The 26,230-nt window shown below is 62.2% G+C and carries 23 protein-coding genes; 8 read left to right on the top strand and 15 right to left on the bottom strand.

Features of this window, described 5'->3' with window-relative positions; genetic code table 11:
• The first annotated feature begins 32 nt into the window (after window positions 1-32).
• Complete coding sequence (rpoD, locus tag VGD45_RS31200; protein ID WP_331159327.1) at window positions 33-1,910, top strand: RNA polymerase sigma factor RpoD; 1,878 nt, start codon at window positions 33-35, stop codon at window positions 1,908-1,910.
• 279 nt (window positions 1,911-2,189) lie between these two features.
• Here the strand turns inward: rpoD and VGD45_RS31195 are convergent, their stop codons facing one another.
• The 3 genes from VGD45_RS31195 to VGD45_RS31185 form a co-directional block, all read right to left on the bottom strand.
• Window positions 2,190-3,416 (bottom strand): winged helix-turn-helix domain-containing protein, encoded by a 1,227-nt coding sequence (locus VGD45_RS31195; protein WP_331159326.1) that lies wholly within the window; start codon window positions 3,414-3,416, stop codon window positions 2,190-2,192.
• 73 nt (window positions 3,417-3,489) lie between these two features.
• Window positions 3,490-4,548, bottom strand: coding sequence for an MBL fold metallo-hydrolase (locus tag VGD45_RS31190; protein ID WP_331159325.1), 1,059 nt, complete (start codon window positions 4,546-4,548; stop codon window positions 3,490-3,492).
• Between the two features lie 126 nt (window positions 4,549-4,674).
• The gene (locus VGD45_RS31185) at window positions 4,675-6,471 is read right to left on the bottom strand and encodes an SLC13 family permease (RefSeq protein WP_331159324.1); all 1,797 of its coding nucleotides are present in this window, start codon (window positions 6,469-6,471) and stop codon (window positions 4,675-4,677) included.
• Between the two features lie 250 nt (window positions 6,472-6,721).
• Between VGD45_RS31185 and VGD45_RS31180 the strand changes: the two genes are divergently transcribed.
• On the top strand, window positions 6,722-6,985 hold the full coding sequence (locus VGD45_RS31180) for a hypothetical protein (RefSeq protein ID WP_331159323.1): 264 nt from the start codon (window positions 6,722-6,724) through the stop codon (window positions 6,983-6,985).
• Between the two features lie 136 nt (window positions 6,986-7,121).
• On the opposite strand, the gene VGD45_RS31175 is transcribed toward VGD45_RS31180, so the two are convergent.
• The 3 genes from VGD45_RS31175 to VGD45_RS31165 all read right to left on the bottom strand — a co-directional run bounded on the left by VGD45_RS31175 (window position 7,122) and on the right by VGD45_RS31165 (window position 9,038).
• The gene (locus VGD45_RS31175) at window positions 7,122-7,721 is read right to left on the bottom strand and encodes a DUF4136 domain-containing protein (protein WP_331159322.1); all 600 of its coding nucleotides are present in this window, start codon (window positions 7,719-7,721) and stop codon (window positions 7,122-7,124) included.
• A 182-nt stretch (window positions 7,722-7,903) separates the two neighbouring features.
• Window positions 7,904-8,440: a methylated-DNA--[protein]-cysteine S-methyltransferase gene (locus VGD45_RS31170; RefSeq protein ID WP_331159321.1), complete on the bottom strand. Its 537-nt coding sequence runs from the start codon at window positions 8,438-8,440 to the stop codon at window positions 7,904-7,906.
• Window positions 8,441-8,474: 34 nt separating this feature from the next.
• Window positions 8,475-9,038: an MgtC/SapB family protein gene (locus tag VGD45_RS31165; protein ID WP_331159320.1), complete on the bottom strand. Its 564-nt coding sequence runs from the start codon at window positions 9,036-9,038 to the stop codon at window positions 8,475-8,477.
• A gap of 163 nt (window positions 9,039-9,201) precedes the next feature.
• Between VGD45_RS31165 and VGD45_RS31160 the strand changes: the two genes are divergently transcribed.
• On the top strand, window positions 9,202-11,172 hold the full coding sequence (locus VGD45_RS31160) for a lytic transglycosylase domain-containing protein (RefSeq protein ID WP_331159319.1): 1,971 nt from the start codon (window positions 9,202-9,204) through the stop codon (window positions 11,170-11,172).
• A gap of 6 nt (window positions 11,173-11,178) precedes the next feature.
• Here the strand turns inward: VGD45_RS31160 and VGD45_RS31155 are convergent, their stop codons facing one another.
• From VGD45_RS31155 to VGD45_RS31145, 3 genes are all read right to left on the bottom strand, one after another.
• A complete protein-coding gene (locus tag VGD45_RS31155) occupies window positions 11,179-12,951 on the bottom strand; it encodes an AI-2E family transporter (RefSeq protein ID WP_331159318.1) in 1,773 nt (590 codons plus the stop codon).
• An 81-nt stretch (window positions 12,952-13,032) separates the two neighbouring features.
• The gene (locus tag VGD45_RS31150) at window positions 13,033-15,615 is read right to left on the bottom strand and encodes a putative bifunctional diguanylate cyclase/phosphodiesterase (protein WP_331159317.1); all 2,583 of its coding nucleotides are present in this window, start codon (window positions 15,613-15,615) and stop codon (window positions 13,033-13,035) included.
• 192 nt (window positions 15,616-15,807) lie between these two features.
• Entirely contained in the window at window positions 15,808-16,851 is a 1,044-nt protein-coding gene (locus VGD45_RS31145) for an aldo/keto reductase (protein ID WP_331159316.1), read from the bottom strand.
• Between the two features lie 122 nt (window positions 16,852-16,973).
• Here VGD45_RS31145 and VGD45_RS31140 point away from each other — a divergent pair, with 122 nt between their 5' ends.
• Together VGD45_RS31140 and VGD45_RS31135 are read left to right on the top strand one after the other, a co-directional pair.
• Window positions 16,974-17,909 (top strand): LysR family transcriptional regulator, encoded by a 936-nt coding sequence (locus VGD45_RS31140; protein WP_331159315.1) that lies wholly within the window; start codon window positions 16,974-16,976, stop codon window positions 17,907-17,909.
• A gap of 26 nt (window positions 17,910-17,935) precedes the next feature.
• On the top strand, window positions 17,936-18,655 hold the full coding sequence (locus VGD45_RS31135; protein WP_331159314.1) for a glutathione S-transferase: 720 nt from the start codon (window positions 17,936-17,938) through the stop codon (window positions 18,653-18,655).
• A 9-nt stretch (window positions 18,656-18,664) separates the two neighbouring features.
• On the opposite strand, the gene VGD45_RS31130 is transcribed toward VGD45_RS31135, so the two are convergent.
• The 6 genes from VGD45_RS31130 to VGD45_RS31105 form a co-directional block, all read right to left on the bottom strand.
• Window positions 18,665-19,102, bottom strand: coding sequence for a nuclear transport factor 2 family protein (locus tag VGD45_RS31130; protein WP_331159313.1), 438 nt, complete (start codon window positions 19,100-19,102; stop codon window positions 18,665-18,667).
• 44 nt (window positions 19,103-19,146) lie between these two features.
• The gene (locus VGD45_RS31125; protein ID WP_331159312.1) at window positions 19,147-19,722 is read right to left on the bottom strand and encodes a polysaccharide deacetylase family protein; all 576 of its coding nucleotides are present in this window, start codon (window positions 19,720-19,722) and stop codon (window positions 19,147-19,149) included.
• Between the two features lie 2 nt (window positions 19,723-19,724).
• Window positions 19,725-20,279 carry a YkoP family protein gene (locus tag VGD45_RS31120; RefSeq protein WP_331159311.1) on the bottom strand — a complete coding sequence of 185 codons (555 nt, stop codon included), beginning with the start codon at window positions 20,277-20,279 and terminating at the stop codon, window positions 19,725-19,727.
• The gene (locus tag VGD45_RS31115; protein ID WP_331159310.1) at window positions 20,276-21,661 is read right to left on the bottom strand and encodes an MGDG synthase family glycosyltransferase; all 1,386 of its coding nucleotides are present in this window, start codon (window positions 21,659-21,661) and stop codon (window positions 20,276-20,278) included. Before VGD45_RS31115 ends, VGD45_RS31120 begins: the two co-directional genes overlap by 4 nt.
• Before the next feature lie 147 nt (window positions 21,662-21,808).
• A complete protein-coding gene (locus tag VGD45_RS31110) occupies window positions 21,809-22,414 on the bottom strand; it encodes a class I SAM-dependent methyltransferase (protein ID WP_331159309.1) in 606 nt (201 codons plus the stop codon).
• An 829-nt stretch (window positions 22,415-23,243) separates the two neighbouring features.
• Window positions 23,244-24,272, bottom strand: coding sequence for a LysR family transcriptional regulator (locus VGD45_RS31105; protein ID WP_331159308.1), 1,029 nt, complete (start codon window positions 24,270-24,272; stop codon window positions 23,244-23,246).
• Window positions 24,273-24,375: 103 nt separating this feature from the next.
• On the opposite strand from VGD45_RS31105, the gene VGD45_RS31100 reads away from it, so the two are divergent.
• From VGD45_RS31100 to VGD45_RS31090, 3 genes are all read left to right on the top strand, one after another.
• On the top strand, window positions 24,376-24,897 hold the full coding sequence (locus VGD45_RS31100; protein WP_331159307.1) for a nuclear transport factor 2 family protein: 522 nt from the start codon (window positions 24,376-24,378) through the stop codon (window positions 24,895-24,897).
• Between the two features lie 282 nt (window positions 24,898-25,179).
• Window positions 25,180-25,662 (top strand): DUF4350 domain-containing protein, encoded by a 483-nt coding sequence (locus tag VGD45_RS31095; RefSeq protein ID WP_331159306.1) that lies wholly within the window; start codon window positions 25,180-25,182, stop codon window positions 25,660-25,662.
• A gap of 89 nt (window positions 25,663-25,751) precedes the next feature.
• A complete protein-coding gene (locus VGD45_RS31090) occupies window positions 25,752-25,880 on the top strand; it encodes a hypothetical protein (RefSeq protein WP_331159305.1) in 129 nt (42 codons plus the stop codon).
• The last annotated feature ends 350 nt before the right edge of the window (window positions 25,881-26,230 follow it).

Here is a 26,230-nt window from a genome sequence, read left to right as displayed (position 1 = left end):
ACCACGTGAGGGCCACCGACTTGAGCAAAACCTTGGCAGCCAAAAAGGAACCGGCGCAGATCGCCGATGAGCGTCAATCGCAATTGAAGCTGCTGATTGCCCGTGGCAAGGAGCAGGGCTACCTGACGTACGTCGAGGTAAATGACCACCTGCCCAGCGAAATCGTCGATCCCGAACAGATCGAAGATATCGTCAACATGATTAACGACATGGGCATTCCGGTGTACGAAAAGGCGCCGGAATCCGAAGCCCTGTTGTTGACCGAGCCCGTGGTCGCCGACGAGGAAGCCGCTGAAGAAGCCGCCGCCGCGCTCGCCACCGTGGACGCCGAATTCGGCCGCACGACCGACCCGGTCCGCATGTACATGCGCGAGATGGGCACCGTCGAGCTGCTGACCCGCGAAGGCGAAATCCGTATCGCCAAGCGCATCGAGGAAGGTCTGGACGCCGTCCGCACGGCCCTGTCCAGCTACCCCCTCACCTATAACTTCATGCTGAATCAGTACGAGCAGGTGAAGGCCGGTCAGGGCCGCCTGGTCGACATCATCACCGGCTTCATCGATCCGAACGCCCCGGACGAGATCGCCGCGCCCGTCAATCCGAAGCTGGCCGCGGCCGCCGCGCCCGCTGACGACGAGAACGAGGACGAGGACGGCGAAGGCGGCGGCGACGACGAGGAGACGCTCGAGACGGGTCCGGATCCGGAAGAGGCCGCGCGCCGCTTCGTTTCGATCGCCAAGGGGCACCAGCAGGTGCTCAAGGCGATGATCGAGGACAAGACCGGCAAGGACCCGAAATCGGCCAAGCTGCGTAAGAAGCTGGCTGGCGAGTTCATGGAGCTGAAGCTCTCGCCGAAGATGTTCGACGCGTTGATCGCGCAGCTGCGCGACAACGTCGCCGAGATCCGCAACCTCGAGAAGCAGATCATGATCCTGTGCGTGCGTGACGCTGGCATGCCGCGCAAGGACTTCATCTCGACCTTCCCGAAGAACGAGACCAACACCAAGTGGCTCGACAAGCACATCCGCGCCAAGCGCAAGCACTCGGCCGCGCTCGCGCGCCTGCGTGAGGAAATCGAGAAGCAGCAGAAGAAGCTGATGTCGCTCGAGGAGCGCGTGCACCTGACGATCGCGGAGGTCAAGGAGATCAACCGCGAAGTGGCCGTGGGCGAGGCCAAGGCCCGCCGCGCCAAGAAGGAGATGGTGGAAGCCAACCTCCGTCTGGTGATCTCGATCGCGAAGAAGTACACGAATCGCGGTTTGCAGTTCCTGGATCTGATTCAGGAAGGCAACATCGGTTTGATGAAGGCGGTGGACAAGTTCGAATACCGCCGCGGTTACAAGTTCTCGACCTATGCGACGTGGTGGATTCGCCAGGCGATCACCCGCTCGATCGCCGACCAGGCACGCACCATCCGCATCCCGGTGCACATGATCGAGACCATCAACAAGCTCAACCGCATTTCGCGGCAGATGCTGCAGGAGATGGGCCGCGAGCCGACGCCGGAAGAGCTGGCGGTGCGCATGGAGATGCCGGAGGACAAAGTCCGCCGCGTGCTCAAGATCGCCAAAGAGCCGATCTCCATGGAAACGCCGATCGGCGACGACGAGGATTCGCACCTTGGCGATTTCATCGAGGACACTTCGGTGGACTCGCCGATCGATTCCGCGACGATGGAAAGCCTGCGCGAAACTACGCACTCCGTGCTGGCTGGCCTGACGCCGCGTGAAGCGAAGGTCCTGCGTATGCGCTTCGGTATCGATATGAATACCGACCACACGCTGGAAGAAGTGGGCAAGCAGTTCGACGTGACGCGCGAGCGCATCCGTCAGATCGAAGCGAAGGCGCTGCGCAAGCTGCGTCACCCGAGCCGCAGCGAACAGCTGCGCAGCTTCTTGATGGATGACTAACGAGTCGTTTGTTTCGATCGCCTCGATCCGTTCAGCCCCCGTTTAGGGGGCTGAACTTTTTGGGGACCTCTAAATCGAATCCTCTGAGTACCGAATGTAGTGTGATAGGCACTTTCTACAACGGGAACCGACCACTGAGTCCTCGCGTTTTTTCGACAGGAAGGATGTTTTGGAGGCTGCCCTCATGAGCCTGTTGTTTTATCTGACTCTGTTCATCGTGATGTGCGTGTTCGGCTGGTCCGTCAAAGGCGCCGGCTGATTTTCGCCACCACTGTTTGCTCAACGCGCCTTTCGCAGAGCGCGCATGAGCTCACCCCTTCGACTCGTGACGGTGTAATTCTCGAGCCCCAGCCACTCGGCCAATTCGCTCAGCTGTCTCGCAAGCGGCTCGATGACTCGCTCGGGCTGAATCCCCGGCTCGACACTGCCTCCCTTCACTTGCAGCAGCCCGCTCTGACGTTCCGATTTCAGATCGACACGCCCGACGATGCGCTCGCCCAACAGCAGCGGCAGCACGTAATAGCCATGCGTGCGCTTGTGAATGGGCGTGTAGATTTCCAGACGGAAGTGGAAATCGAACAGGCGTTCGGTGCGCTGACGTTCCCAAATCAACGAGTCGAACGGCGATAACAAGGCCGCTACGTCGGCGACCGCGGTCGCCCGCGGGATCTTTGCTTCGTGATGCAGATATCCCTGCTGCTTCCACCCTTCCACGCTCACCGGCACGAGCTTGCCCTCTTCCACCAGCTCGGTCAGACGCGTTGCCGCCTCCTTCGCGGGAAGCCGAAAGTAATCGCGCAGGTCGCGCGCAGTCGCCACCCCCATGGCTCGGGCGCCGATCAGCATCAACTCGCGCTGTGCCTGCTCTCGTGGAGGCACAGGCGCGTTTCTCACTGACTCGGGCAATACGCGCTCGGGAAGCTCATAGAGCCGCTCGAAATTGCGCCGGCGCGCGGTGGTCACATCGCCGATCCAGAACAGCCATTCCAGGATTTCCTTCCCCTGACTCCAGCCCCACCAGCTGCCCTTCGATTTACCCGCGTCGGTCAGTTCGCTCGCGCCCAGCGGCCCGCGCTCACGGATTTGATCGAGCGCGGCTTTCACCAGATCTTGATGACTCGTCGCGTAGCGTTTGAGCCGGCCCCATGTGCCAACGCCTTTCCGCGCGTCATCCATGCGCCAGCGAAACAGCGGATACGATTCGACGGGAAGCAACGATGCTTCGTGCCCCCAATATTCGAACAGCAATCGATCGTCATAAGCCGCGCGTTCGAGCAGCGCGCTCTTGTAGTTACCGCGGCGGGAAAAGATCGGCAGGTAGTGAGAACGAACCAGGACGTTGACCGAATCGATCTGCACGACGCCCAGGCGCCGCACGATCTCCGCGAACGCCTTACCGCTGCGGGGCGCGCTGCCTCCGCCCAGGAACTGCTGAGCCGCTAATGCCGCCCGTCGAGCTTCGCCGATCGAGAGAGAATCCTTCGCCGCGCCCATGAAAACGAGCATCCCCGACAGTCAGGAAGCGCGCAGTGTAGCCGCAAACCATGACGATGCCCGCCGCTTTTGGGCGTAACGAACCTCACGTAGCAGGCGACGTGGTTACTGCAGTACTGGCGGGCCGAGACTGTTTGAGACGCCACCACGGTTGCGCCGCTTGGTACCGACCCAATCGGACCGGCTCTCCGATGCGCGGCATGGTCAGGTGGACGCCCTGCTGCGCCGACAGCGCCAGCATCTTTTCCATGGGCTCGTCCCACGAATGGAAAGCCAGGTCGAACGTGGCGTTGTGGATCGGGAGCAACCAGTCGCCGCCCAAGTCGCGATGCGCTTGCATGACTTGTTCGGGAAGCATGTGCACTCCCGCCCATTGCTTGTCATACGCGCCCGCTTCCAACAACGTGAGATCGAACGGCCCATGGCGGCGGCCGATTTCGGCGAAACCGTCGAAGTAGCCGGTGTCACCGCTGAAGAACACGCGATGGGTGCCCGTGTAGATCACCCACGACGCCCATAACGTCGGATTCTTTTCGAACAAACTGCGCCCCGAGAAGTGTTGCGCCGGCGTGGCCGTGAACTGGATTCCTTCCACCTCGACGGTCTGCCACCAGTCGAGCTGTTGGGTCTTCTCGGCGGGGATTCCCCAGCCGATCAAATGATCGCCCACGCCGAGCGGCGCAAGGAACACGCTGGTTTTCGCGGCGAGTTTTACGACCGTGTCACGATCGAGATGATCGAAGTGATCGTGCGACAGAATCACCGCGGCGAGCGGCGGCAAGTCTTCGAGCGAGATCGGCGTCGGCATGAAACGTTTCGGCCCGGCCCATTGCACCGGCGAGGCGCGCTCGGAGAACACTGGGTCGGTCATCCAGAATTTGCCGTTCAACTTCATCAGCACCGTCGAGTGGCCGAGGCGATAGATCGAGCCGTCTGGCGCCTGGTTCAACTGAGTTCGCGTGAGCGGCGTCACGGTCAATGCCTCGGGCGGCTCCGTACGGCTCGAGTCCTTGAACATGAACTGCCACCACAATTTCACCAACCGCCAGCCGCCCGGTTGCTTGGGCGGCGCGACGTTGTGGAATTGACCGTCGCGAAACTGAGCCGATTGATAGGTAGGCCGATGGCTGCACGCTGTGCTCATAGCCACAACTCCTGCTAACAACACCCAACGAAGGAGGCGCATGGGCAGCATCTTGCCCTGCGAGACTTAGCTAAGAGTTAGGCGAAGCTGGCGGATTCTTGCCTAATCCCACGATTCGGCGTGGGATCAACCTAATGGGTAAAACTGCGGCAGCACCCAAGTCAACGCCAGCCACATGATGATGGTGAGTGGCAAACCGACGCGCATGAAATCGCCGAAGCTGTATCCGCCGGCGCTGTACACGAGCAGATTGCAATTGTCCGCCATCGGTGTGGCGTAGCCCATGTTCACTCCGAACATCACCGCCAGCACGAACGGCTCCGGCGCGAGCCCGAGTTGGCGAGCCAGCTCGATGGCGATCGGGGTGCCGATCACCGCGGCGGCACTGTTGGAAATCACACTGCTCATCATGGCCATGAACAGCATTGTCGCGCTGAGCACGGCCACAGGCGGCAGCAACTTAGCCAACGTTGCAGCAAGTTGCGCTACAAACGCCGCGCCGCCGGTAGTGACTAGCGCGAGGCTCAACGCCAGGCTCGCCACGGTCAGCAAGATCATCGAAGAATCCAACGCGCGCGTCGCGTGACGCCATTTCAAACAACCCGTCGCCACCATCACCAACACACCGCAGATGGCGGCAATCGCGACCGGCGCGATTCGCAGCGAGGCGACCACGACGATGCCCGCCATGATGCCCAGCGCCAGCGGCGCCTTCGCAGTGAGCGGAACATTGCTGGTGGCATCGAGCACCAACAGCTCGCTGCGTTGTTTGAGCGCTTCGATCTGCTCGGCCGGTCCCTGCACGAGCAACACGTCGCCGACGCCGAGACGCACATCGCGCAGCGGCGTTTCGTGGCTCAGCGATTCCTCCTCGCCGGGGCGATGGACCGCCAATGGAATCAGCTGATAGTGCCAGTCGAAGTTGGCCTGGGCCAAGGTGCGGTCTCGCAGAGGAGACGCGGGCGTCAGCACTAATTCGGCCGTCTGCTGATCCGGCGCGGTCAGCGGATGCTCCGCGTCGACGCGAACGTCCCCTGAAAACAGCTGGGCGCCCAGTACACGCGAATATTCCATTAAGCGTTCCGAAGTATCGCGCACCACCAACTGGTCGCCAGCCCGAAGCGCCATATCGGGCAGCGGCGTGATCACAAGTTCCGGCGAACGACGCACCGAGAGCACGTGCATCCCGCCCTGGGTGATCTTTTTAGCGTCGGCGAGCGTCTTGCCGACCACCGGGCTGGCGTCGGTCAGATGCAGTTGGGCATCGAAAATACGTGGCGACGTATTGACGAACGATGGCGACTTGTCTGGCAGCAGCCGCGGCGCGACCAGCCACAGGAACAGCAGTCCAGGAATCGCCGCCAGCGCGGCCGGCGCGATGAAATCGAACATGTGGAAGCGTTCGACTCCGAGACTCGCAGCGCTGCCAATGACGAGCAGGTTCAGCGAAGTGCCGATCGGCGTGCCCATGCCACCGATCTGCGATGCGAACGTCATGGGCATGAGCAGCTTGGACGGCGACATGCTCGAACGCATGGCCACCGCGGTGAGGATGGGGATCATCAACACGACCTGCGGCGTGTTGTTCATGAACGCACTGATGACGGCGGTGACGATCAGCACCACACCCATCGCCAGGAGCGGGCTCACCTGCCACACGCGATGGACCACCCGGCCGATGGGCTGCAGAGCGCCGGTGCTCACCAGGCCCTGACTGGCCATCATCAGCGCGCAGATGGCGATCAGCGCCTCGTTGCCGAATCCCGCGAAGAACCGCGTCGGATCGAGCGCCTCCCCCTCCGGGCCGGGATAAGGGAACAGACTGAAGCCGATGGCGAGCACCGCCACCACCAGCAGGCTGGAAGTCTCAATAGGAATCGAGTCGCGCGAAAACAGGTAAAGCGCGACCAAGGTGAGGAGCATGACGGCGATCGCGTGCGGTTCGGGCATGGGGATCGGGGTCATCGCCGTCCAATGGACGACGCTGCGCTACGGTTCCAGAAAGGTCACAAGGAAGGTCGGCTAGAATACCCGCCCCGCAGCGCCGTATTAAGGTAAGTTCGCGAGATTTCATAACCCTTGCGACCGCGCGGTGTGAACTGCGTTGCAGGCTGGAGCGGCACAGCTCTGGCAGCATCCCCCATGGACGAAGCTGAACGAGGGCCCGAGCATCATGAATCCCAACGCCGAGATCTCCATCGATCTGACGGCCCAGGAATTGACGGACCCCTCGACCGTCGCGCCCATCGAAGTCGACGACATCTGTGAATTCGACCCGCTGCTGAAGCCGCTACCCGCCGCGAACAACGACGGCGCCGTGCTCTCCCCGTCCGATCCGATGACGGATCCAACACTCGACGACGACACCATCGAAGTCGAGATCGACATGACCGCGGATCAGGTCGATGCGATGCTGAGCGGCCTGCCCGCCAAATAGACTCGCCCGCAGGATCAGACGGCGCCAGTCACCGACGCCTCTTCTTCTGAAAGCGCCGCAGGCAAAAAATAAAAAATCTTAGTTCCCCCTCCCGTTCACGGGAGGGGGTTAGGGGGTAGGTCTTCCGGCACACAAATTACATGTTGGGCCGGCCGGGATACTGACGCATCAGCTCCGTCACCACGGCATTGATGGCCACCTTGGGATTCTGCAACTCCTCTTCGCTGACGCGGCCCTCGGCCACGCCTTCCCACACGAGCTGCTTCTTCTCGGCATCCACGATGTCGATGTTCAGCGTGCCGACCTTGTAGGTGACGGTGCGATCGTCGTCATACATCGGCCAGGCGTTGTACAGGCCATAGCGATAGCCGTAGTACCCATAGCCCAGCGACGCATTAGCGGAGGGCCGGATCTCCGTGCGCTCACGGGTGTTCATGTAGAAGTTCACCAGCAGGTCCGGGTGCTCTTCGCTGTATTTGTAGCCCCGTGCTTCCATCGCCGTGGACATGGAGCTCTTCAGATAGCTGGTGACCAGCGTCGAATACCCGCCGCGGTCGGTGCCGGTTTCCTTGGGAAATCCATAAGTGCGGTACACGGAAAAGTCTGCCGACCGGTCGTAGTCGATCCGTGTCTTCGGCCCGCTGGTGGTGGCGCAGCCGGCTGCGAACAGCGCCGCGGTCAGCGCCAATGCCGCCGCCGCACGCGACAAATGTGACTTGAATGGCTTGAATGACATGATGTAGGACCTCGTGCCCGACCGTACTTATTTAGTCGAATGGTACCCGTGCTAGTTCCAGCACGCTGCGTTACCAATTGTTCATGACCGAATGTTCATGACCTGATCTTCAGCCCAACCCCCTATATGGCGCCTGAATCGCCCCTCGCAAGAGGCGCCGGGTTCAGCCTCGGTACAGGTTTCTACAGCGGCAACGTGCCCTGGCCGCGCTCGAGATCCAGCAGGATTCGCTTGCGCCACAAGCCGCCGCCGTAACCGCCCTCGCCGCCATCGGCGTTGATGACGCGGTGACAAGGAATGACGATGGCGATGGGATTCGCGCCGTTCGCATACCCAACCGCGCGCGTGGCCAAGGCGTCCCCGACGCGAATGGCGAGTTGCAGATACGACCAGGTTTCGCCGTATGGGATCTCGCACAATGCAGCCCACACGCGCTCCTGGAACGGAGAGCCCGACGCACTCAGCGGCACCGTGAACTCCCGCCGCCGACCCGAAAAATAATCCTGCAGTTGCGTCCGCAGCTCGTTCAACAATGCATTGCCGCCGTCGAGCAACGTCGCATGATGCTGCTCTCGCAGCGTCTGCAATCGTTGTTGCAGCCGGTCGGCATCGCAGAAGGTCAACCCGCAGATCGCGTTGTCAGTTGCGCAGGCAATCAGCGGCCCCACTGGCGATTCGTACCAGTCGACGGATCGAAGGGATGTGACAGCGGCGTTCACGGCCGCGACGTTACACCAGCGGCCCCGCTCTCCACTAGAAGTGAGGCTTGTCGGCTTTGCGTCGCTCGGAGCGCTGATCGCCCGAGGACGCTACCTGCTCGTCCTCGGGCGACTTGGTGGCGAACTTCTTCTCGAGCTTGGCCAGCACAACGAGCACGATGAGCGCGAACACCGTGCCGATCGTGGCGAGAAAGTAATACCCCGCGCCACACGCCACGCCGAGCGCGCCCGCCAGCCACATGTTCGCGCCGGTCGTGAGCCCGTGAACATTGCCACGACTTTGTATGATCGCGCCCGCCGCGAGGAACGCGACGCCCGCGGTGACGGCTTCGATGATGCGCACCGGATCGGCCGTCTTCGTACCGTCCTCGCCGGTGAACTGTTCATGCAGCTCGAAGGTGATCAACGTGAACAACGCGGCGGCCAGCGAAATCAAAATATGAGTACGCAGACCCGCCGGCTTGTTGCGCAGCTCTCGGTCCAGGCCGATCAGGCTGCCCACCACCACGGCCATCAGGACGCGTAGCGTCGCTTCCAGCGCCGGCAGCACCGTATGGTGTCCGCCGAGTGCGATGAACAGGTCCTGGACCCCACTCATGGACGTACCTCGACATTGAGTGAACCCAGGAACGTTGCACTCCGCCGTAGGGTTCCTGCCGAGGCAATGTCGGTCCTCGGCGCCAGGCGCCGCAATGGCGAGCCGCGCCATTTGCCATTACCCTGTGCCGATGAATTTTGGGCCCCTGAAATGCCTCCAGGCAATGAAACCCTGGCTGCTCGCGCTGACGTTGCTGTCGCTGGGCAACGGCATGGCGCTCGCCTCGGCGGATCCGTTCAAGAACACGCGGCAGGTGTTCAAAGAGGCTTACGCTCGAGCAACGTCGCTGCCGACCGATGAAAAGGAGGATGGCGAAGCGCTGCGCAGCTATCCCCTGTATCCGTACTTGCAGGCCGCGCGCATCAAGCGTGCGTTGAGCCAAACGACCAACGAGCTAAGCACTGTCGATCAGCGCGCCGAGACCTTCATCACCTATTACGAACGCGAGCCCGTCGGCCGCGACCTGCGCGGCGCCTGGCTTACGAGCCTCGCGGAACGCCAGCAATGGCAACCATTCCTGCAGCACTATCGTGACGAGTCGGCCAGCGACTCGCTGCGCTGTCACAGCTTCACCGCTCGTATCGAATTGGGTCAGACCGAAGAGCTGGAGTTGGATATCGCGCGTCAATGGCTGACGCCGAGCAGCCTGCCCGACTGCGAGCGCGCGTTCGAATGGTTGCGCAGCCGGAACTCGTTGACGCCCGAGCTGATCGAGCAACGCGTGCGCCGCGCGCTCGAAATCAACAATCCGAGCTTCGCGAAACAAATCGCCGTCTCGTTGCCGCCGGATCGGGCCGCGCCGCTGCTGCGTTGGGCGATGCTCCTGGAGAATCCACAAAAGCAGATCGATGCGTTGATCGCGTCGCCGGCCCTGGAGATCGACCCCAAGGTTCAGCTGGCGGGCTGGACGCGATTCGCGCGTGTCGATCGCGACGGCGCTCTGCGGCGTTATGAGAGTTTCGTTCGCGCCCGTGGGCTTACTGCAGAGACGGCCAGTCCTTACGCGCTTGCGCTGGCGCTCGCGTTGTCCTGGGATCGGCGGCCCGAGGCGCTCACGTATTTCAAACGCGTCGCGCCCGGTGACTTCGACGATGCTTCGCGTGAGTGGTACGCGCGTGCGGCGCTCTGGGCCGGCGATTGGAAGCTCGTCAGCAACATCATCGCAGCCATGCCGGATCAGCAACGCACGCTCGCACGTTGGCGTTATTGGGCAGCGCGCGCGACAGAAAAGAACGGCGATTCAAAAGTGGCCCGCCAGTTATATGAGTCGGTGCTGCTCGACGACAACTTCTACTCCATCATGGCGGGCGCGCGCCTAGACCGGCCCGTCGCGCCACATCCCGAAAAACTGGTGCTGGATCAGGCGCAAGTCGAACGCATGGAACAGCTGCCGCCGATGGTCCGCGCTCGTGAGTTGCTGTTGGTCGACATGCGCAATCAGGCATCGAGCGAATGGTCGTTCGGTTTCAATCAATTGATGGACTCGGCGCGCAACCAGGCCATCCATCTGGCGGCACGTTGGGGTTGGTACGATCAGGCCATCGCCACCGCCAGCCAGCAGCGCATGTTCAACGACTACGAGCTGCTCTATCCGCAGCCGTACGATGCCGAGGTGCTATCGGCCGCCAAGCTCACTGGGCTCAAGCCGCAACTCATCTACAGCGTCATGCGCCAGGAAAGTTTGTATCGGCGCGATGCGTTCTCTTCCGCCGGCGCACGCGGTCTGCTGCAGATGTTGCCGGAGACGGCACGGCGCACGGCGAGGAAGTGGAATCGCCCGCGGCCCTCGCCCGACGACTTGTTCAATCCGACGATCAACGTGCCGCTAGGCGCGGCCAATCTGCGCTCGCTGGTGGATCGCTTCGGCGGCCAGACATTGGTGGCGTTGGCCGGCTACAACGCGGGCCCAAACGCCGCGGCGCGCTGGATGCCATCGGAATCGCTGGATCCGGACATCTGGGTCGAAAACATTCCCTATAACGAGACCCGCAACTACGTGCAGCGCATCCTCTGGCACAACGTGGTGTTCTCGTGGCTCAAAACGGGCGAGCCTCAGAAAGTCGACGCGTGGCTGGCGCGGATCGCGCCGCTGAGTGAAGCGGCCGTGCTCGGCTTGGCCGAAGACGGCACCTGATCACGATCAGGCGCGAGCAGCGACGGTTCTCGGCTGGCTATGCGCTTCGGTGGTGGCCGGCAGCATCCGGTCGATAGCGACCACCGCATCCTTCGCTCCCAACACCAGACAATCGGCGCCGGCTTCGCGGAAACGCTCAGCGGACAGCGGCGTCTCTTCATCGGTGAGCTGAGGACGCATGACGACGATCTTTGTATCGGGCAGCGCGCTCTTGATGCGTCGGCAGTAATTGCGCATCTCCGAGCCTCGCGTCGACGCGGCGGCTGCGATACAAATCAGCGCCGGAGCCTGGCGAATCGCCGCACGCAAGGCTTCCTCTGCGGTCAGTTCCGGCGACATCAACGCGATCCGCTCGCGCCCATAGGCCGTTCGTAACATTTCGAGAACGATCTCGTCCGCCGGAGCTCGCACCGTCAAACCGACGATGCTCGCGGCCGGCACCGTCGGATCCGCGGTGCTTGGCAACTGCTCTAAGGTTTCGGCGATCACATCCATGACGAAGTCGGCATCGTCCTCGCCGATTTCACTCTGTTCGCGGTGATGCTGGACCAGCGTCACCGTCGGCAACAGGATCTGATCGATGACACTGATCGGGCCCAGCTCCTGCAGCTTGCGATTCACCAGCACGCTGGCCTCGTCCTCGTCCCGAGCCAGCAGGCGCTGATAGAAACGAACGTGCGGCATCAACGCGGGCTCGTCCGCGAAGATGACGGCCAGGAAGCGCAGCGAACGCACGTGCCTTCCCAAGACGGCGATACATACGGTGAGCGGTGTCGCCAGCAACAAGCCGATGGGCCCCCACACCCAGATCCAGAACAGCGCTGAAATCAACAACGCGAACGAAGAGACCCCAGTGCGATACCCGAACACCACGGGCTCGACGAAATACGCCGTGATCAAATCGAGCGTCAGGAACAGCGCCAGGGTCTGCAAGGTCTCGGCCCAACCCGGAAACGTCGCGAACGCGAGCGCCGCCGGCATCAACACCGAGAGGATCGTGCCGACGTACGGCACGAAACGCAGCAGCGCCGTGATGCCGCCCCACAGAGCCGCGTACGGCACGCCGATCCAGTACAAACCGAGAGCCACCAACGTACCGAAGGCCACGTTGATCAGCGTCTGCCACACCAGGAACTGACTCACCCGATACGCCGCTTCGTTCATGAGTCGCGTCGTCATGGTGACGTTGCCCGCGCCGATCAGACGGATGAAACGATCCCGCAGATCCTCGCGCTGGCCGAGCAGGAATGCGACGAGCACGATGACGATGAAAGCGCTGGCCAACGGCTCGAACGCCGCCGCAGCCGTCTCACGCAAGCGCTCGGTAGGTGACAATTTCTGAGGTACGACGCGCACCGGCTGCGCGTTGCGTTGATCGGGATCGTTGTAGAACTGTTCGGTCACGCGGTCCATGGTGCGCGTGAACTGCCGAATGGCCGCGTCGTTGCCGAGGCGCAGCTGGCTGACCTTCTTGCGCATGGACGAGGTGTACTGGCTGATCTCGCCGGACAGCTCGGCGAATTGGTCGTACACCACGTAGCTCACGCCGCCGACGGCTCCAAGCGCCATCACCATCGTCAGAGCGACACCAGCAAACCGCGGCAGACGCATACGATCGAACAGGCGAACCAGCGGCGTCAGCACGAAGGCGAGCACCACGCCCAAGGCCATTGGCAGCAGCACTTCCTTGCCGGTGTAGAGAATGACAACGACCAGCACGAGCGTGAGCAAGGTGACCCACGGACCGTTCAATCGTGTGGGTAGTGGGTTCTGCGGCACCTGAGCTTGCCCCTGCGCTGTCGGGCGAATGCTTGAAGAAGGACGACGGTGCAGAAACTCCGCACCGGCGGCGTCGGTTCCTCACTTCTCGTCGGCGGGAGTCCTGGCGGCACGAGCGCCGCGCGCAGTCGCGGCTCGCAAAGTACGTAGCCGCGTGGTGTTCGAATCGGTTTCCACCGGCGGCGGGGCCGCGATCATCAACTGTTCCAGATGCGCCCGAGCCTGATCGACGAACACCGGAACGGTGGCCGCGTTGATGGGGCGTGAGACCAGATACCCCTGGACCTGGACACCACGATCGGTGAGCAACGCGCCCAGCTGCGCCGGCCGCTCGACGCCCTCGGCGGTGACCTGCAGACCGAGGCTGTGACACAAGCCGATGATGGAACGCACGATGGCCGACGAGCGTCCACCCGTGTCGATGGTGGTGACCAGACTGCGATCGATCTTCACGCGCGTCAGCGGCAATCGCTCCAGCGATGTCAGCGAGGAATAACCTGTGCCGAAATCATCCAGCGCGATGCTGACGCCCAGTTCACGCAGGCGTTTCAACGTAGCGATGGTGGTCGCGCCGGTTTGCAGCACATTCTCGGTCAGCTCGATCTCGAGACAGTGCGGCGGCAATCGATATTGCTGAAGCAATGACTGCAGCCGCGTGACGAAGCTGGAGCTGATCAGCTGCTGCGAAGAAATATTCACGGCGACACGCGCCTTGGGCCACGGGCCGTTGTGCCAGACCGCGGCGGTTTGAATGGCGGTGCGCAGCGCCCAGTCGCTGATGTCGGCGATCAGGCCGGTCTGTTCGGCGACAGCGAAGAAATCCGCGGGAGACACGACATTGCCATCGGGCTGACGCCAGCGTAGCAACGCCTCGACCGTGTGCGTCTCCAACGTCTCGAAGCAGACTTCGGGCTGATACAACAGCTCGAACTCGCTCTGCTCCACGGCCCGCCGCAACGACTGCTCGACCTTGAAACGCGACGCCGCCGCTTCGAGCAGCTGCGGTGCGTACAGACTCCAGCAATTGCGACCGAGCTCCTTCGCGCGGAACAGCGCCGAATCTGCAGCGCGAAGCAAAGCATGAGAGTCGGACGCGTGATCCGGGAAGATACACGCGCCGACGCTGACGCTGATCCTTAGCTCGCGACCGTGCACGCTCAGCGAGCGCTGGAATTCCTCCAGCACCGAGCGGCTCAGCCTCTCGACATCCCCTAGCTGATTTACTTCTTCGCAAACAACCGTGAATTCGTCGCCGCCCAGGCGCGCACTGAAAGATCGCGAGAACAGGCTGTTCATGCGCAGCCGCTCGCTCACCGCTTGCAGCACGCGGTCGCCGAAGGCGTGGCCCATGCTGTCGTTGATGGTTTTGAAGTTGTCCAGATCGATGAACAACAGGGCGATACGCGTGCCGCGCAGGCGGGCGCGGTCGATGGCATCTTCCAGATGCGCCAGTAAATGCCGACGGTTCGGCAGATCGGTCAGTGGATCGTGATGCGCGAGATGATTCAGCTCCTGCGTACGCTCGGCGACTCGCGCTTCCAATTCCAGCTGATGCACGCGGACCGCGTTCTGGGCCTGCTGGAGTTGCTCGGCCATTTGATTGAACGCTTCTGCCAACGTATCGAGCTCGCGCACGCCACCGCGCAGGACTCGCGTCCGCACAGCGCCGCCAGCGAGGCGACGCGTCGCTTCGGTAAGGCGCCGCACCGGTGCAGTCACGCCCGTGACAGTGGCGAATGCGATCACCAGCAACAGAATCAACGTGACCGCGCTGGCCCAGCTCAGCTGACTGTCCGCGCGATCCGATGCACGCACGGCCAGACGATCCGCGTCTGCCAACGCACGTCGCGCAGGCTCCACCAGTTGCGTCACGACCATGCCGGAGATTTCGGCGGCTTGATCGCGAAACATCGCCGACTGCTCGTTGAAGGTCTCGATGCTTTGGAACGCGGCGCGACGGCCGGTCACCACGGCGTTGAAATTGGCTTTGACCTGATCGAGCCAGTCCTGCCCGTGCAGCTTCGCCAGCTCGGCAGAATTCTGCTGCAGGCGGGCGCGGAACGCGTTCTCACTGGCGATGATGAGCTGCACCGAGCGCGGCGATGACACTCCCAGCGCTGCGCTCACCTGCTCGCGAACCCCGGCCAGGGTGCGCGACAGGTCCATCAACTTTTCACTCGCGAACACCGCGCCGGCGAAGCGCACCGCCTTGGCTTGCGGCGCATTCAAGCTCGATTCGAGCGCATCGAAACGCGTCCAGTAATCGCGGAGCCGCGCACGCCGGGCGGTGCTGCTGCGAAGGAGCTCGTCGCCTTCATCGAGAAAGTTATCGAGCTCCGCAAGAAACGCTGCAGCTGGACTGTCGATCTCGGCAAAGCGCGACGACGACTGTCGATATTCGTTAGCGGCGTCGGTCATGCGCTGGGCCGCCGCTTTGACGGCCTGTTGTCCGGCGACGCTGCTGTCGCTTTGATCGATGACCGCGCGCTCGTACATCGACACCGCGGCCGCAAGCGACTCGGTCGCTCGCACGAGCGGCTCGTGTTGAACCAGCAGCTCGCGAACCTTTTCCCGCGCCTCGCGGACGCTTTGCTGAGTCGAGACGTTGGCGACGACCACCGTCAGCGCCACAGCCACGAAGCCGATGGCCACTCGCAGCGCCATGCCAGGCTGCCAGCGGCGCGGGCGCGAGTCTTCGGTACGGCTTGCCGGAAACTCCATCCAGTGTCACTACGGGTGGGAGAGACCCCGGAATGTGCCATCAGGTCTCGTCCCGGTCTGTAGTCACTCGATTGGATTGAGTAATGAGTCTCGCTTTGCCCGCGCGGCTGAACTGAGTCTCGCCGACGATTTAACTTATCGGCGAACCGGCACGGGCGGCGGCGCCCGCTCCGCGAACGGTCCATTCCAATACGGATAGTAGGGATACGGCGGCGTCAGCGCGGTCACTGCGTCGAGCCTGGCCATTTGTTCCGGCGAAAGCTGCCAGCCGATGGCGCCGAGATTCTCGCGTAACTGCTTCTCGTCTCGCGCGCCGATGAGGACGGTGGAAACCGTGGGCCGTTGCAGCAGCCAGTTGAGTGCGATTTGCGGAATGCTCTTGCCGGTTTCAGCGGCGACTTCGTCGAGCACATCGACGACGCGATACAACCGCTCGTCCTCCACCGGCGGACCGAAAGCTGCGGTCGCATGCAAGCGGCTGGATTCCGGCAGCGGCTGACCGCGCCGGATGCGGCCCGTGAGCCGACCCCAACCGAGCGGACTCCACACGACCGCGCCAACGCCTTGATCGAGACCGAGCGGCATCAGCTCCCATTCGTAGTCGCGACCGATCAGCGAGTAGTACGCCTGGTTAGCGACGAAGCGCGAATACCCGTAACGATCGGCGACCGCCTGGGACTTCATCAGCTGCCAGCCCGAGAAATTGGACGCGCCGATGAAACGGACTTTGCCGGCGCGCACCAGATCGTCGAGCGTCGACATCACGGACTCGACGGGTGTCATCGAATCGAAGTGGTGTAGTTGAAGCAGGTCGATGTAGTCGGTGCCCAGGCGCTTCAGGGCGAGATCTGTCGCTCGGATCAAGTGATATTTCGACGCGCCCACTGCGTTGGGATCGTCACCGGCACGCAACGTGAGCTTGGTCGAGATCACGACGCGATCGCGCCGGCCTTTGATCGCCTCACCCAGAATGGATTCGGAAGCGCCGTCGGAATACACGTCCGCCGTGTCGAAGAAGTTCAAGCCGGCTTCGAGGCTGATATCGACCAGCCGGCGCGCCTCGTCCACAGCGGTGTTGCCCCATGCGCTGAACAGCGGCCCTTTGCCGCCGAATGTGCCCGCGCCAAAACCCAGCGCGGAGACCTTGAACCCCGACGCACCCAAAAATCGATATTCCATGCTCGCTCTCCTGTTCGATGCCCGCTGCCAACGCAACGGCCTATGGGATGCAGGTTAGGCAGTCCGCCTTTGTGCTAAAACCCTGCGCATCGAACAGCACTTTCTACGTTTTATTGAAAATCATGGACCACCTGGGTGACTTGAACCTGTTCCTGCGCGTGCTCGATCTGGGCTCCATCAGCGCCGCCGCACGCAGCCTGGATCTGTCGGTGGCCGTAGCGAGTCAGCGGCTCAAACGCCTCGAACGCGGCTTGGGCGTGCGACTGCTGCATCGGACCACTCGGCAACTTCGCCCTACTCCGGAGGGGTTGGCACTCGCCGAGCAAGGCCGGCCGCTAGTGGAAGAGCTGGACGTGCTGACCAGCAGCCTGCGCAGTACCGCGAAGAGCGTCGCGGGCACGCTGCGTGTGACAATTCCCGCCTCCTTCGGTCGGCAATACATTTCGCCGTTGCTTCCGCAGTTCATGGCGCGCCATCCTCGGTTGCGGCTCCATATCGACCTGTCGGATCAAATGCGCGACCTCGTCGGCGAAGGACTCGATCTGGCCATTCGCATCGGCACGCTCAAGGATTCTGAACTGGTCGCGACACGGCTCGCTTCGAACCGCCGCGTTCTGTGCGCGTCACCGGAGTACCTGCGCCGTCATGGTGTGCCGAAGAAACCGGAGGACCTGGCCAAGCACGAATGTTTGTTGATGGCAGTGGGCCGCGATTCCTCCGATGTGTGGTCTTTGCGCGGGCGGGACGGCCAGTCCGTCGACGTGCGTGTGCAAAGTCGGCTGAAGAGCAATCTGGGCGAAGTGATTCGCGACGCCGCGCTGGGCGGGCTTGGCATTTCGCTGCACTCGACCTGGCACGTGTGCGAGGACCTGCGCGCCGGCCGTCTCAAACTCGTCCTGCCGGACTATTCTCTGCCGGAGAGCGCGATCTACGCAGTCATGCCGCAACGACGCATGGTCCTGCCTCGCGTACGGGCCTTCGTCGACTTTCTCACCCAGCAACTGGGAGTGACGCCGCCATGGGAACGTTATCTGGCTGCGAAGCCTTCAAAGAAATGATGTCGCCGACATGATTGGAGGTCACGATGGTTTATGAGCTCTACTACTGGCCCGGCATTCAGGGCCGTGGCGAATTCGTGCGCCTGGCGCTCGAAGAAGGCGGCGCGAAATACATCGACATCGCTCTCGAGCCGGACGGCGGCGTACCTGCCATGAACAAATTTCTCGAAGGTTCTCGCGTTCCGCGCCCGCCCTTCGCGCCTCCGTTCCTCAAGGCTGGCAAACAGCTCATCGGCCAGACGGCGAACATCCTGCTTTTCCTCGGCGGCCCACTAAAACTCGCACCTCGCGATGAGGCGGGCAAGCTGTGGGTGCACCAGCTACAACTGACCGTGGCTGATCTGGTGGTCGAAGCGCATGACACTCATCATCCGATCGCCGCCGGCCTCTACTACAAAGATCAAAAAGCCGCGGCGAAACGACGCGCGCAGGATTTTCGCGACCACCGAATCCCGAAATACTTCGCCTATTTCGAGAAGGTGCTAACCCGCAACCGCACCGCCGGCCCCTGGCTGGTCGGCTCACGGCTCACCTACGCAGATCTTTCTCTTGCCCAAGCGGTGGCAGGCATCCGCTACGCCTTCCCCAAAACATCGACCAAGGCGCTCCGCAAACATCCACGTCTCATGAAACTCCACGACGCCGTCTTCGCCCGCCCCCGCATCAAACGCTACACCGACTCCAACCGCCGCCTCGCCTTCAACAACGACGACCTGTTCCGCAACTACCCCGAGCTGGACGCGTGATCCCTATCGTCACGACTTCGGCGGCACAGACACGTGCGAATAAACCACCTGCCACTTCCCACCACGCTTCGCCCATACATCGGCAAAGCGCAAGGTCACAGCAAAAGGCTTCCCCTCCGACGTTCCCTTCAGGTGCACCAGCCCACCCATGACCGCCCCATCACTCCATGCCTTCTCCACCGGCTCCAGCACCGTGAACGGCTCGATCTTGTAGCCAGGCGCGAGATAGTCCGCGATCAATTCCGATTTGTTCTGCACCTTGCCCGTGCTGTTCACGAGCACATAATCCTCCGCAACGAGTCGCCGCAACTCAGCCGCATCCGCTTTCACTTGTGCGTGATCGTAATCTTCAACCGCCTTGCGCAAGTCGGCAGGAATCTCCGCACCAAACGACGCCGCAGCCCACGCAACGCAAGCCACCACAACGGCAACACATTTATGGAACACGACGAGCACCCCATCCTGTAGCGATGAGGCATCGTATTGAACGGCTACGAGGGCAACAACCCCGCCCGCAGACCACGATCGGCCAATTTGCGCAGGAACAGCGGGAGAATCTGTATCAACTGGTCCGGTCGATTATGCTGGTTACGCCCGTCGTGCATCAGCACGATGTCCCCGCCCTTCACCGCATCGAGCCTTTTCTCGATATGGTCAGCCGACCCCATCGGCCCCCAATCGATGGCGCTCACATCCCAGAGCACCACTCGCTCGCCGCAACGCTGCGCCTCATCGCTCATGCACGCGCGTTGCCGACCATGCGGCGGTCGATAAAACAAAGGGGCTACGCCGAGCACATCGCTCAGGGCCTTCGCCCCATCACGCACCTGCGCTCGCGCAGTTCGCGAGGTCATGAACCAAGGATGACGATGGCTGAACGTGTGATTGCCAACGGCATGCCCAGCCGCATGAACCCGGCGCATCAGCTCCGGCGAACGTTGCGCCCACTGACCGACTGCAAAGAACGTCGCCTTCACTCCAGCCTGTTCGAGCGCGTCGAGGACGCGCGGCGTCCACTCAGGATCCGGCCCGTCGTCGAATGTGAGATAGACGCGATCGGCACTCACCACTAACCCGCCTTCAACTTACCAAGATTCCGCGCCAACGCTTCCCGCGTGAGCCAATACAACCGCGGCTCCGCCTGCTCACGATTCCGAATCCGCGCCGCCGGCGCGAATACCCACATGAGCATCTTGAAATGCGCCGACAGCAACCTGGTCTTCCACGTCTTCGGCAGCGGCGTGCTCACGAATCCGACCACCTCGCCATGCGCCGGAATCCACGTCGTTCCCTGAAACACACGCACATCGGCGAAAGCGGGATCGTTATGGGCCGCCTCCGCCAGCTTGCGCAACGACTCCCGCATCAGCTTGGCAAAACGAAAACCAACCCGATGCATGGACCCTTCGCCCAACGCCGCGATACTCGCATTGTTGAAGTGCAAGCGCCCGATGACGTCGTTGTCACGCAGCAGCGTGCCATCCTCGAAACGCATGTCCGGCCCGCGATATTGAGCACGCCCGATGAACAGCACCGGACCGAGCGTTTGCAATTTGTAACGCCGGTAGTACCACGCGTCGACCAGGCCGAGCGTGCGCTGTGCGAGCCGATGCAGGAGTTTCATCGCGATTGCAATGCCACTGAACGATGAATAGAAGCCAGGTCGAGCGCCAGTTCCGCGACTCTCGCCGCACCGTCGCGCTGCCCGAGCAGCCACGCGCGGCGCTGCATATTCTGCAATACCTCACGATTGCCGAGTAGCGCGTCCACGCGATTCAGCAACTCGCCATCGGCCACCAAACCGCCGACCCCGTGACGCGTGAGGAAGTCGACGTTGAATCCTTCCTGACCTCCGAGCGAGCGCGTCGCCAGCAACGGCCGACCGCACGCCAGCGCCTCGGCCACAGTGATTCCGCCGGGCTTGCCAACCACGATGTCGGCCGCACGCAGATAAACATCCATGCGATCCGTCCAGTCGCACACTTTCAGTCGCTGCGGATTGCGAGCCGCCAGTTGATCCAGCGCGGTGCGCGCCTTGTTGTTCTTGCCCGGCATGACGATCACATGCGTCAAGCTCGGACGACGCAGCAGCGACATGGCTGCCGTGTCCACGCTGATACCCAGCCCACCGCCCAACACCAGCACGACCTGCGCATCCTCGGGCAAGCCCAACTCACGCCGCGCCTCCGACTGCGATGGCGGAAACGCGAAGTCCGGCATCAAAGGCACACCCGTAACGACGGCACGCGATGACGCTGACGAGTCATCTTCATCCAGGATGGACTGGTGCGCGACACAGTAACGATCGACACCGCGCTGTTTCCAGAAATCGTGCACGCCGAAATCGGTGAGCACGTCGATCATGGACGCCTGCACCTTGCCGCGCTGTTTCAGATACGAAGCCATGGCGGCGGGAATCATCTGCGTGCTGACGATCACGTCGGGCGCGAATTTTCGAATCGCCGGTTCGAGCCGGCGGATCAGTCGCAGCCAGGTGAACTTCCATAACGCGAGGCGCGCGCGCACTCCATTACCGGCAAGACTGTCACCGTCGTACGGCATGGAGGTACACAGCAGCGAATAGAGCAATTTGTCAGACGCGTAGCGGCCGCCGCGCGGGATGCTCATGCCCTCCTTGGCGGCCACCGACGCGATGAGTTGAAACACCTCCAGCACTTCGCGCGGCGGCCCGGAGCGACTTTCCAACACCTGCCGCCAGGTGCCCGCCTCCAGATGGTAGAGGCGTTCATACAAATCAGAATGGTTCTGAACCAGATCCAGATAGGTCGCATGGATGGCGCGCGCGGCGCCGGCATGCATCAGCGACCAGAAATCCACCGTGGCGATTTCAGCCCGATCCTGCAGTGCCGCCGCGACCGCCTGCGCGGCTCTCACGTGGCCCAGCCCCAGACCGGACGTCAGCAGCAACACACGCAACGGCGGGCCGTCGCGCGATATCGGTTCATCGTCGGCAGAAAATACGAGCGCTTCTCGAGCTTGTTGCAATCCTGATCGGGGAAGGTCGAGGCGCATGCCTGTATTCCGATGCCCGGACCCACAGCCGGGCGTGTAATGAACATTACTCCGTTGAATGCCCCATCTTAGTCATCGGTTCCAGCACTCGCGGGTGTGTATTGTTCATCTTCGATCACTTCACTTGTGAACACTGCCTCCAGCGGGCCGTTCGGCTCGCGGCGGCATCACCCACATATATATACCGTCCGCGCCGAGGTTGATTGAACGATCCGGCGGCCATTCCTTGCCCATGTCGAAATCGTGCGAAACGACGCGCGCACCCGGCGGCAGCTCGGCGAACAACTTCGGCTTTAAGCGGCGGTTCAGCTCCGGCAGCAGATACAACAGCACGACGTTGGCTTCGCGCAGGTCGGTCTCGAACATGTCGCCGACGCGGAAAGTCACCAGTTGCTCGACGCCAGCCGCCTTGGCGTTCGCGCGCGCTTCTTTGATGCGGACAGGATCGAGATCGACGCCGACGCCGCGCGTGCCGAACTTCTTGGCGGCGGCGATCACCATGCGACCGTCGCCGCAACCGAGATCGTAGACCACGTCGGTGGGGCGGATCTTGGCTTCGTCGAGCATGCGGTCGACGACTTCGTGGGGCGTGGCGACGTACCAGACGTCGAGTTTGCGCTTGGGCCGGACCGCTTCGGCCTCGGAGGCAGCGGCCATTTGCCAGGGCGCCAGCAGTAATAGCCCTGATAGCGCGAGCGCACACTTCGCCAACGCAGCGTTCGCCATGGGGGCGACCTCCGCTCTTGAGTCCGTCTTAATTTTTTGGTGCGCCGTCGTTCCGAGCCGGAACAATGGCCCCCTTCGCAGTCGTTGCTCAAGGATCGACCGGCGTTGATCACCGAACGACCAATCCAACGCTCAGGCCATGATCCGCCGCGAATACGCGAAGTCAAGCCTCGGTTATGCAGAAGTTATCCACCGCTTCTGTGGATATCTGGGCGGCTCGCTCGCCGGCTGCTAGAATCACCGGCTCGACGACATGGGCCTGTAGCACAACGGTTAGTGCAGGGGACTCATCGAAAAAAAGGTGCCTTCGTGCGCGAAAGCCGCGAAGTGGACGGGATGAATTCAGGGAACCCTTCCGCCTTCCCCCACGGGACGGCCTGGCAACCCTGAGCCAAGCCGGCGGTACACCGCCGGAAGGTGCAGAGACTACCTGAGGGCTCGAGCTCGATCCGGGCGGCACACCGCCAGGCTCGATCTCGGAAGCGCCCTTGATCACAGGCTGGAGCGTCCCGCACCCCACCGCCGCCGCGGAATTTTTCTGCCGGCGCGGGTGAAGAGATAGTCCACTCCCTTTGGAAACATCGGGGCAGAAGTGAATCCCTTGGTTGCAGGTTCGAATCCTGCCGGGCCCACCATTCCGTCTCACGACGGCGCGTTTGCTCATAACGCCTAGGTCGAATCTATAAGAATGCGCCAGCTGCTATCGGCTTGACGGCGCAGCTGCTCGGCCGCGCCTGAACGCCCGCGAGCTGCTGCCCGTGATCGATGGCATCGACCGTGTTGGTCGGAAGCTGGCCGCGAGGCAGTGCCCCACGAAGTGAAACGAACGCTAACGCCTGCGGGCGCGACGCGTCAGCTTGGAACGAGCAGACGGTCCCTTCTTTCTTGAAGGCGTGTTATTTGCGAGCCCCTGCGAGGAGAAGTTGCAGCTTTCGATCAAATCGAGGATCCAGGCGACGCCGGCGTCCGTCAGAGCAGCTTTGGGAACGACGGCATTGAGCCGGAAGCTCGGCATTTGCAATGGAAGCGGCGTTGTCGCAAGGTCGAAGCGGGCTGCGTACAGGTCCGCGAACCGGCGTGGTAACGCTGAAATGAGATCGGTCTCGGCGATGACGGTGAGAGCGAACATGAAGTTTGGAACCGTCAGCGCGACACGACGCGAGTGGCCCTGTTTCGCCAGGTGATCGTCGACAAATCCGTGGGAGTCGCCGCCGTGCGAGACAATGATATGTTGTGACTCGCAGTATCGCCGGAGCGTCGGATCGGCAGCGAACGGATGCCCTTTGCGCGTGACGATCACGAAATCTTCGTTATATATGAGGCGTTTTTCGAAACGCGCCGGTATCTCTTCGAACGGAACCACCGCGATGTCTATGGCGCGCGACTCCAAATCTTCGAGCGCTCCGCGCCAAGCACGCTCCGGCGAAGTCTCTTCGCGCACAGGAAGCAACTGACGCACGCTCACGTCGACGCCCGGAGCTTGTGGCCGCAATTCGGCCAGCAGTGGGTGCAGCAGCACGGCCGAGACGCCATCGGGCGCGCCAATAGTGAAGCGACGAGTGGATGTCGCAGCATCGAACGGCCCGGCTACGGAGACAACACTGCGCACGCGGGCAAGGATATCCGCGATATGCGCCGACAGTTCGAGGGCTCGCTCGGTCGGGACGACACCTTTGGGTGTTTTCAGGAACAGCGGATCGTTGAGCAGCTGGCGTAACCGGCCCAGGCCGTGGCTCACCGCCGACGGCGTCAGGTGCAATTTCTCCGCCGCCTTGCCCACGTGAAGTTCAGCCAACACTGCTTCGAACAGCACGAGCAGGTTCAGATCGGCGCGCGCCAGATCGACTGGATTCAGCATATCGCTGAAATCATATCATTTGATTCAGCAGCCTCCGAATGTGATCTTGCCTGCCGACCGGCCCACTTTAGTGAGATCCACAGTGCCAACTTCACGACGTTCCGTGCTCGCCTCCGCTGGTGCAGGCATCGCTTCTCTGACAGCCATCACAGCTGCATCTGGCCCGCCCGACCACGCCGCTTTGGAACAAACGGCAGCGTCGTTAATCCAGCGATCTAAGGAAGCGAATGCCGCGCTGATGCGCGGAGACGTCGACGAGTACCGTAGGCTCATCGAGCTCAGCGACGCCTTCACTCTGATGTCACCTTTCGGCGGCACGCCATCGCGCAGCTCTGACATCACGAGCGAAACCTGGAAGGCGATGTCACGCTTCTTCAAGAACGGCACGCTGGAACAAGAGGTGGTCGAGTCCTACGCCTCGCCTGACATGATCGTTCTGGCCGTCATCGAGAAGGCGCGCGCCGAAGTCGGCGGCCTGCCGTTGCAGGACTGGCAGCTTCGCGTGACCCTCGTCTATCGCCGCGAGGGCACTCAGTGGCGCCTGGCCCACCGCCACGCCGATCCGCTTGTCGCGGGAATCACCTTAAGCGAGGCGGCGGCATTGGCTCGCGGCTCCGCATCGTGAGTAGATCCGGACGTCATGCGCCACCTGCGCAAGGCCGAATTTTACATTCGACGTTTCCGCGGAAACGCGTCGCCAAGAATTTCATTGCGGGCTGCTTCGATATATCAATTGCTTCACCGTCGTTTCTCGTGACGGCAGCTGCATGACGCTTTTTCCACGAACGCTCATCTCAGGTTCCGACCGACAAGAATGCACCCCGCTGCCATCGACCTGACGGTCGACACTCCAACATCGTAGAATCCATGCTTACAGGAATCCTTGATTCGGAAGGGACGACAAGCGATGTATCGGCAAGGGATCGTTGGGGTTGTTCTATCGGCGATCAGCATAGCGCAGATCGCACACGCCCAGGCGCCCATTGCAGATGTTAACTACGCGCCGGCGATACCACATCCTGCCTTCTCGTTCGGCAGCGGCCCCGTCGTTCGCATCGATGAAGCGCATAGGAATTACCACACGCTGGAGGGTCGTTACGCGCCATTCGCCAGCCTGTTGCGTCGTGATGGGTTTCAGGTGGAGCGATCGGAACTGACGCTCTCTGTGGAGAGTCTCGCTGGCGCGGATGTTCTGGTGATCGTGAATGCAATGGTCGACCCGAGCGGCCAGCAGAACGAATCGGCCTTGTCCGATCGCGAGATCCGCGCCGTTCATGCGTGGGTGACGCAGGGAGGGGCCTTGCTGATCGTCGCCGACCATCCGCCGTTCTCGAATGCCGCGTCGGCATTAGCCAAAGCGTTCGGTTTGGTCCGCGAGGGCCCGATCTAGAAAAGCCCGGCCTTCCGATCGGTGGTTCAGCCCAAGGCGCAATCTTGACGGTCGGCAAAGGCCGAGTGGCTATGTTCGGGGAGGCCGCAATGTTCACCGCACAGCGCGGCGGCCCGAAACAGGAGCCCGTGGGCATGAACACGCCTGGAGCCGAGCAGAACTATCAGTTCGTTCTCAACGTAATGCGGTGGCTCGGGCGAGCGACATCGACGGAGTGAAGAACGGGCGCGCGATCCATGGGGTGCGTCATGCACTCGGGCCCGGCAGTTCATACCTTCGGAGGAACTCGTGCACGTCGATCAGCTCTGCTTCCAGCACGTGTGGCATTGTTTGCAGAGGCGATTGCGCTTTGCCACTCGATATAGTTCCGATGAATTCATCCAGCGCTCCACGAACGGGAGCTGCGCCGTCATTAGCGAACATGGATGCGGCCGCCTCGCGAGCGGCTTGGCCACCGAGTCGCTCGAGTGCCCAGCAGGATGAGAGGGAGCGGTACGCGAGGCGCTCGACGGCGGCGATGGCGGGCCACAGCTGCTCAGCGGCGAGTCTCTGAGCGCGGGACGCGGCC

It is taken from the genome of Steroidobacter sp. (genome assembly GCF_036402275.1).
Classification (GTDB): Bacteria; Pseudomonadota; Gammaproteobacteria; order Steroidobacterales; family Steroidobacteraceae; genus Steroidobacter.
The sequence above is the reverse complement of the archived record's forward strand: the minus strand, read 5'-3'. Positions and strand labels throughout refer to the sequence as shown.

What these genes read in the sequence shown, in the direction of transcription:
- VGD45_RS31135 (WP_331159314.1), top strand. Translation starts at nt 17,936, where the DNA reads ATGGTTTATGAGCTCTACTACTGGCCCGGCATTCAGGGCCGTGGCGAA.
- VGD45_RS31120 (WP_331159311.1), bottom strand. Translation starts at nt 20,279, where the DNA reads ATGAAACTCCTGCATCGGCTCGCACAGCGCACGCTCGGCCTGGTCGAC.
- VGD45_RS31095 (WP_331159306.1), top strand. Translation starts at nt 25,180, where the DNA reads ATGTATCGGCAAGGGATCGTTGGGGTTGTTCTATCGGCGATCAGCATA.
- VGD45_RS31185 (WP_331159324.1), bottom strand. Translation starts at nt 6,471, where the DNA reads ATGCTCCTCACCTTGGTCGCGCTTTACCTGTTTTCGCGCGACTCGATT.
- VGD45_RS31160 (WP_331159319.1), top strand. Translation starts at nt 9,202, where the DNA reads ATGAAACCCTGGCTGCTCGCGCTGACGTTGCTGTCGCTGGGCAACGGC.
- VGD45_RS31175 (WP_331159322.1), bottom strand. Translation starts at nt 7,721, where the DNA reads ATGTCATTCAAGCCATTCAAGTCACATTTGTCGCGTGCGGCGGCGGCA.
- VGD45_RS31190 (WP_331159325.1), bottom strand. Translation starts at nt 4,548, where the DNA reads ATGAGCACAGCGTGCAGCCATCGGCCTACCTATCAATCGGCTCAGTTT.
- VGD45_RS31090 (WP_331159305.1), top strand. Translation starts at nt 25,752, where the DNA reads ATGTTCACCGCACAGCGCGGCGGCCCGAAACAGGAGCCCGTGGGCATG.
- VGD45_RS31180 (WP_331159323.1), top strand. Translation starts at nt 6,722, where the DNA reads ATGAATCCCAACGCCGAGATCTCCATCGATCTGACGGCCCAGGAATTG.
- VGD45_RS31145 (WP_331159316.1), bottom strand. Translation starts at nt 16,851, where the DNA reads ATGGAATATCGATTTTTGGGTGCGTCGGGGTTCAAGGTCTCCGCGCTG.
- VGD45_RS31110 (WP_331159309.1), bottom strand. Translation starts at nt 22,414, where the DNA reads ATGGCGAACGCTGCGTTGGCGAAGTGTGCGCTCGCGCTATCAGGGCTA.
- VGD45_RS31105 (WP_331159308.1), bottom strand. Translation starts at nt 24,272, where the DNA reads ATGCTGAATCCAGTCGATCTGGCGCGCGCCGATCTGAACCTGCTCGTG.
- VGD45_RS31195 (WP_331159326.1), bottom strand. Translation starts at nt 3,416, where the DNA reads ATGCTCGTTTTCATGGGCGCGGCGAAGGATTCTCTCTCGATCGGCGAA.
- VGD45_RS31140 (WP_331159315.1), top strand. Translation starts at nt 16,974, where the DNA reads ATGGACCACCTGGGTGACTTGAACCTGTTCCTGCGCGTGCTCGATCTG.
- VGD45_RS31150 (WP_331159317.1), bottom strand. Translation starts at nt 15,615, where the DNA reads ATGGCGCTGCGAGTGGCCATCGGCTTCGTGGCTGTGGCGCTGACGGTG.
- VGD45_RS31165 (WP_331159320.1), bottom strand. Translation starts at nt 9,038, where the DNA reads ATGAGTGGGGTCCAGGACCTGTTCATCGCACTCGGCGGACACCATACG.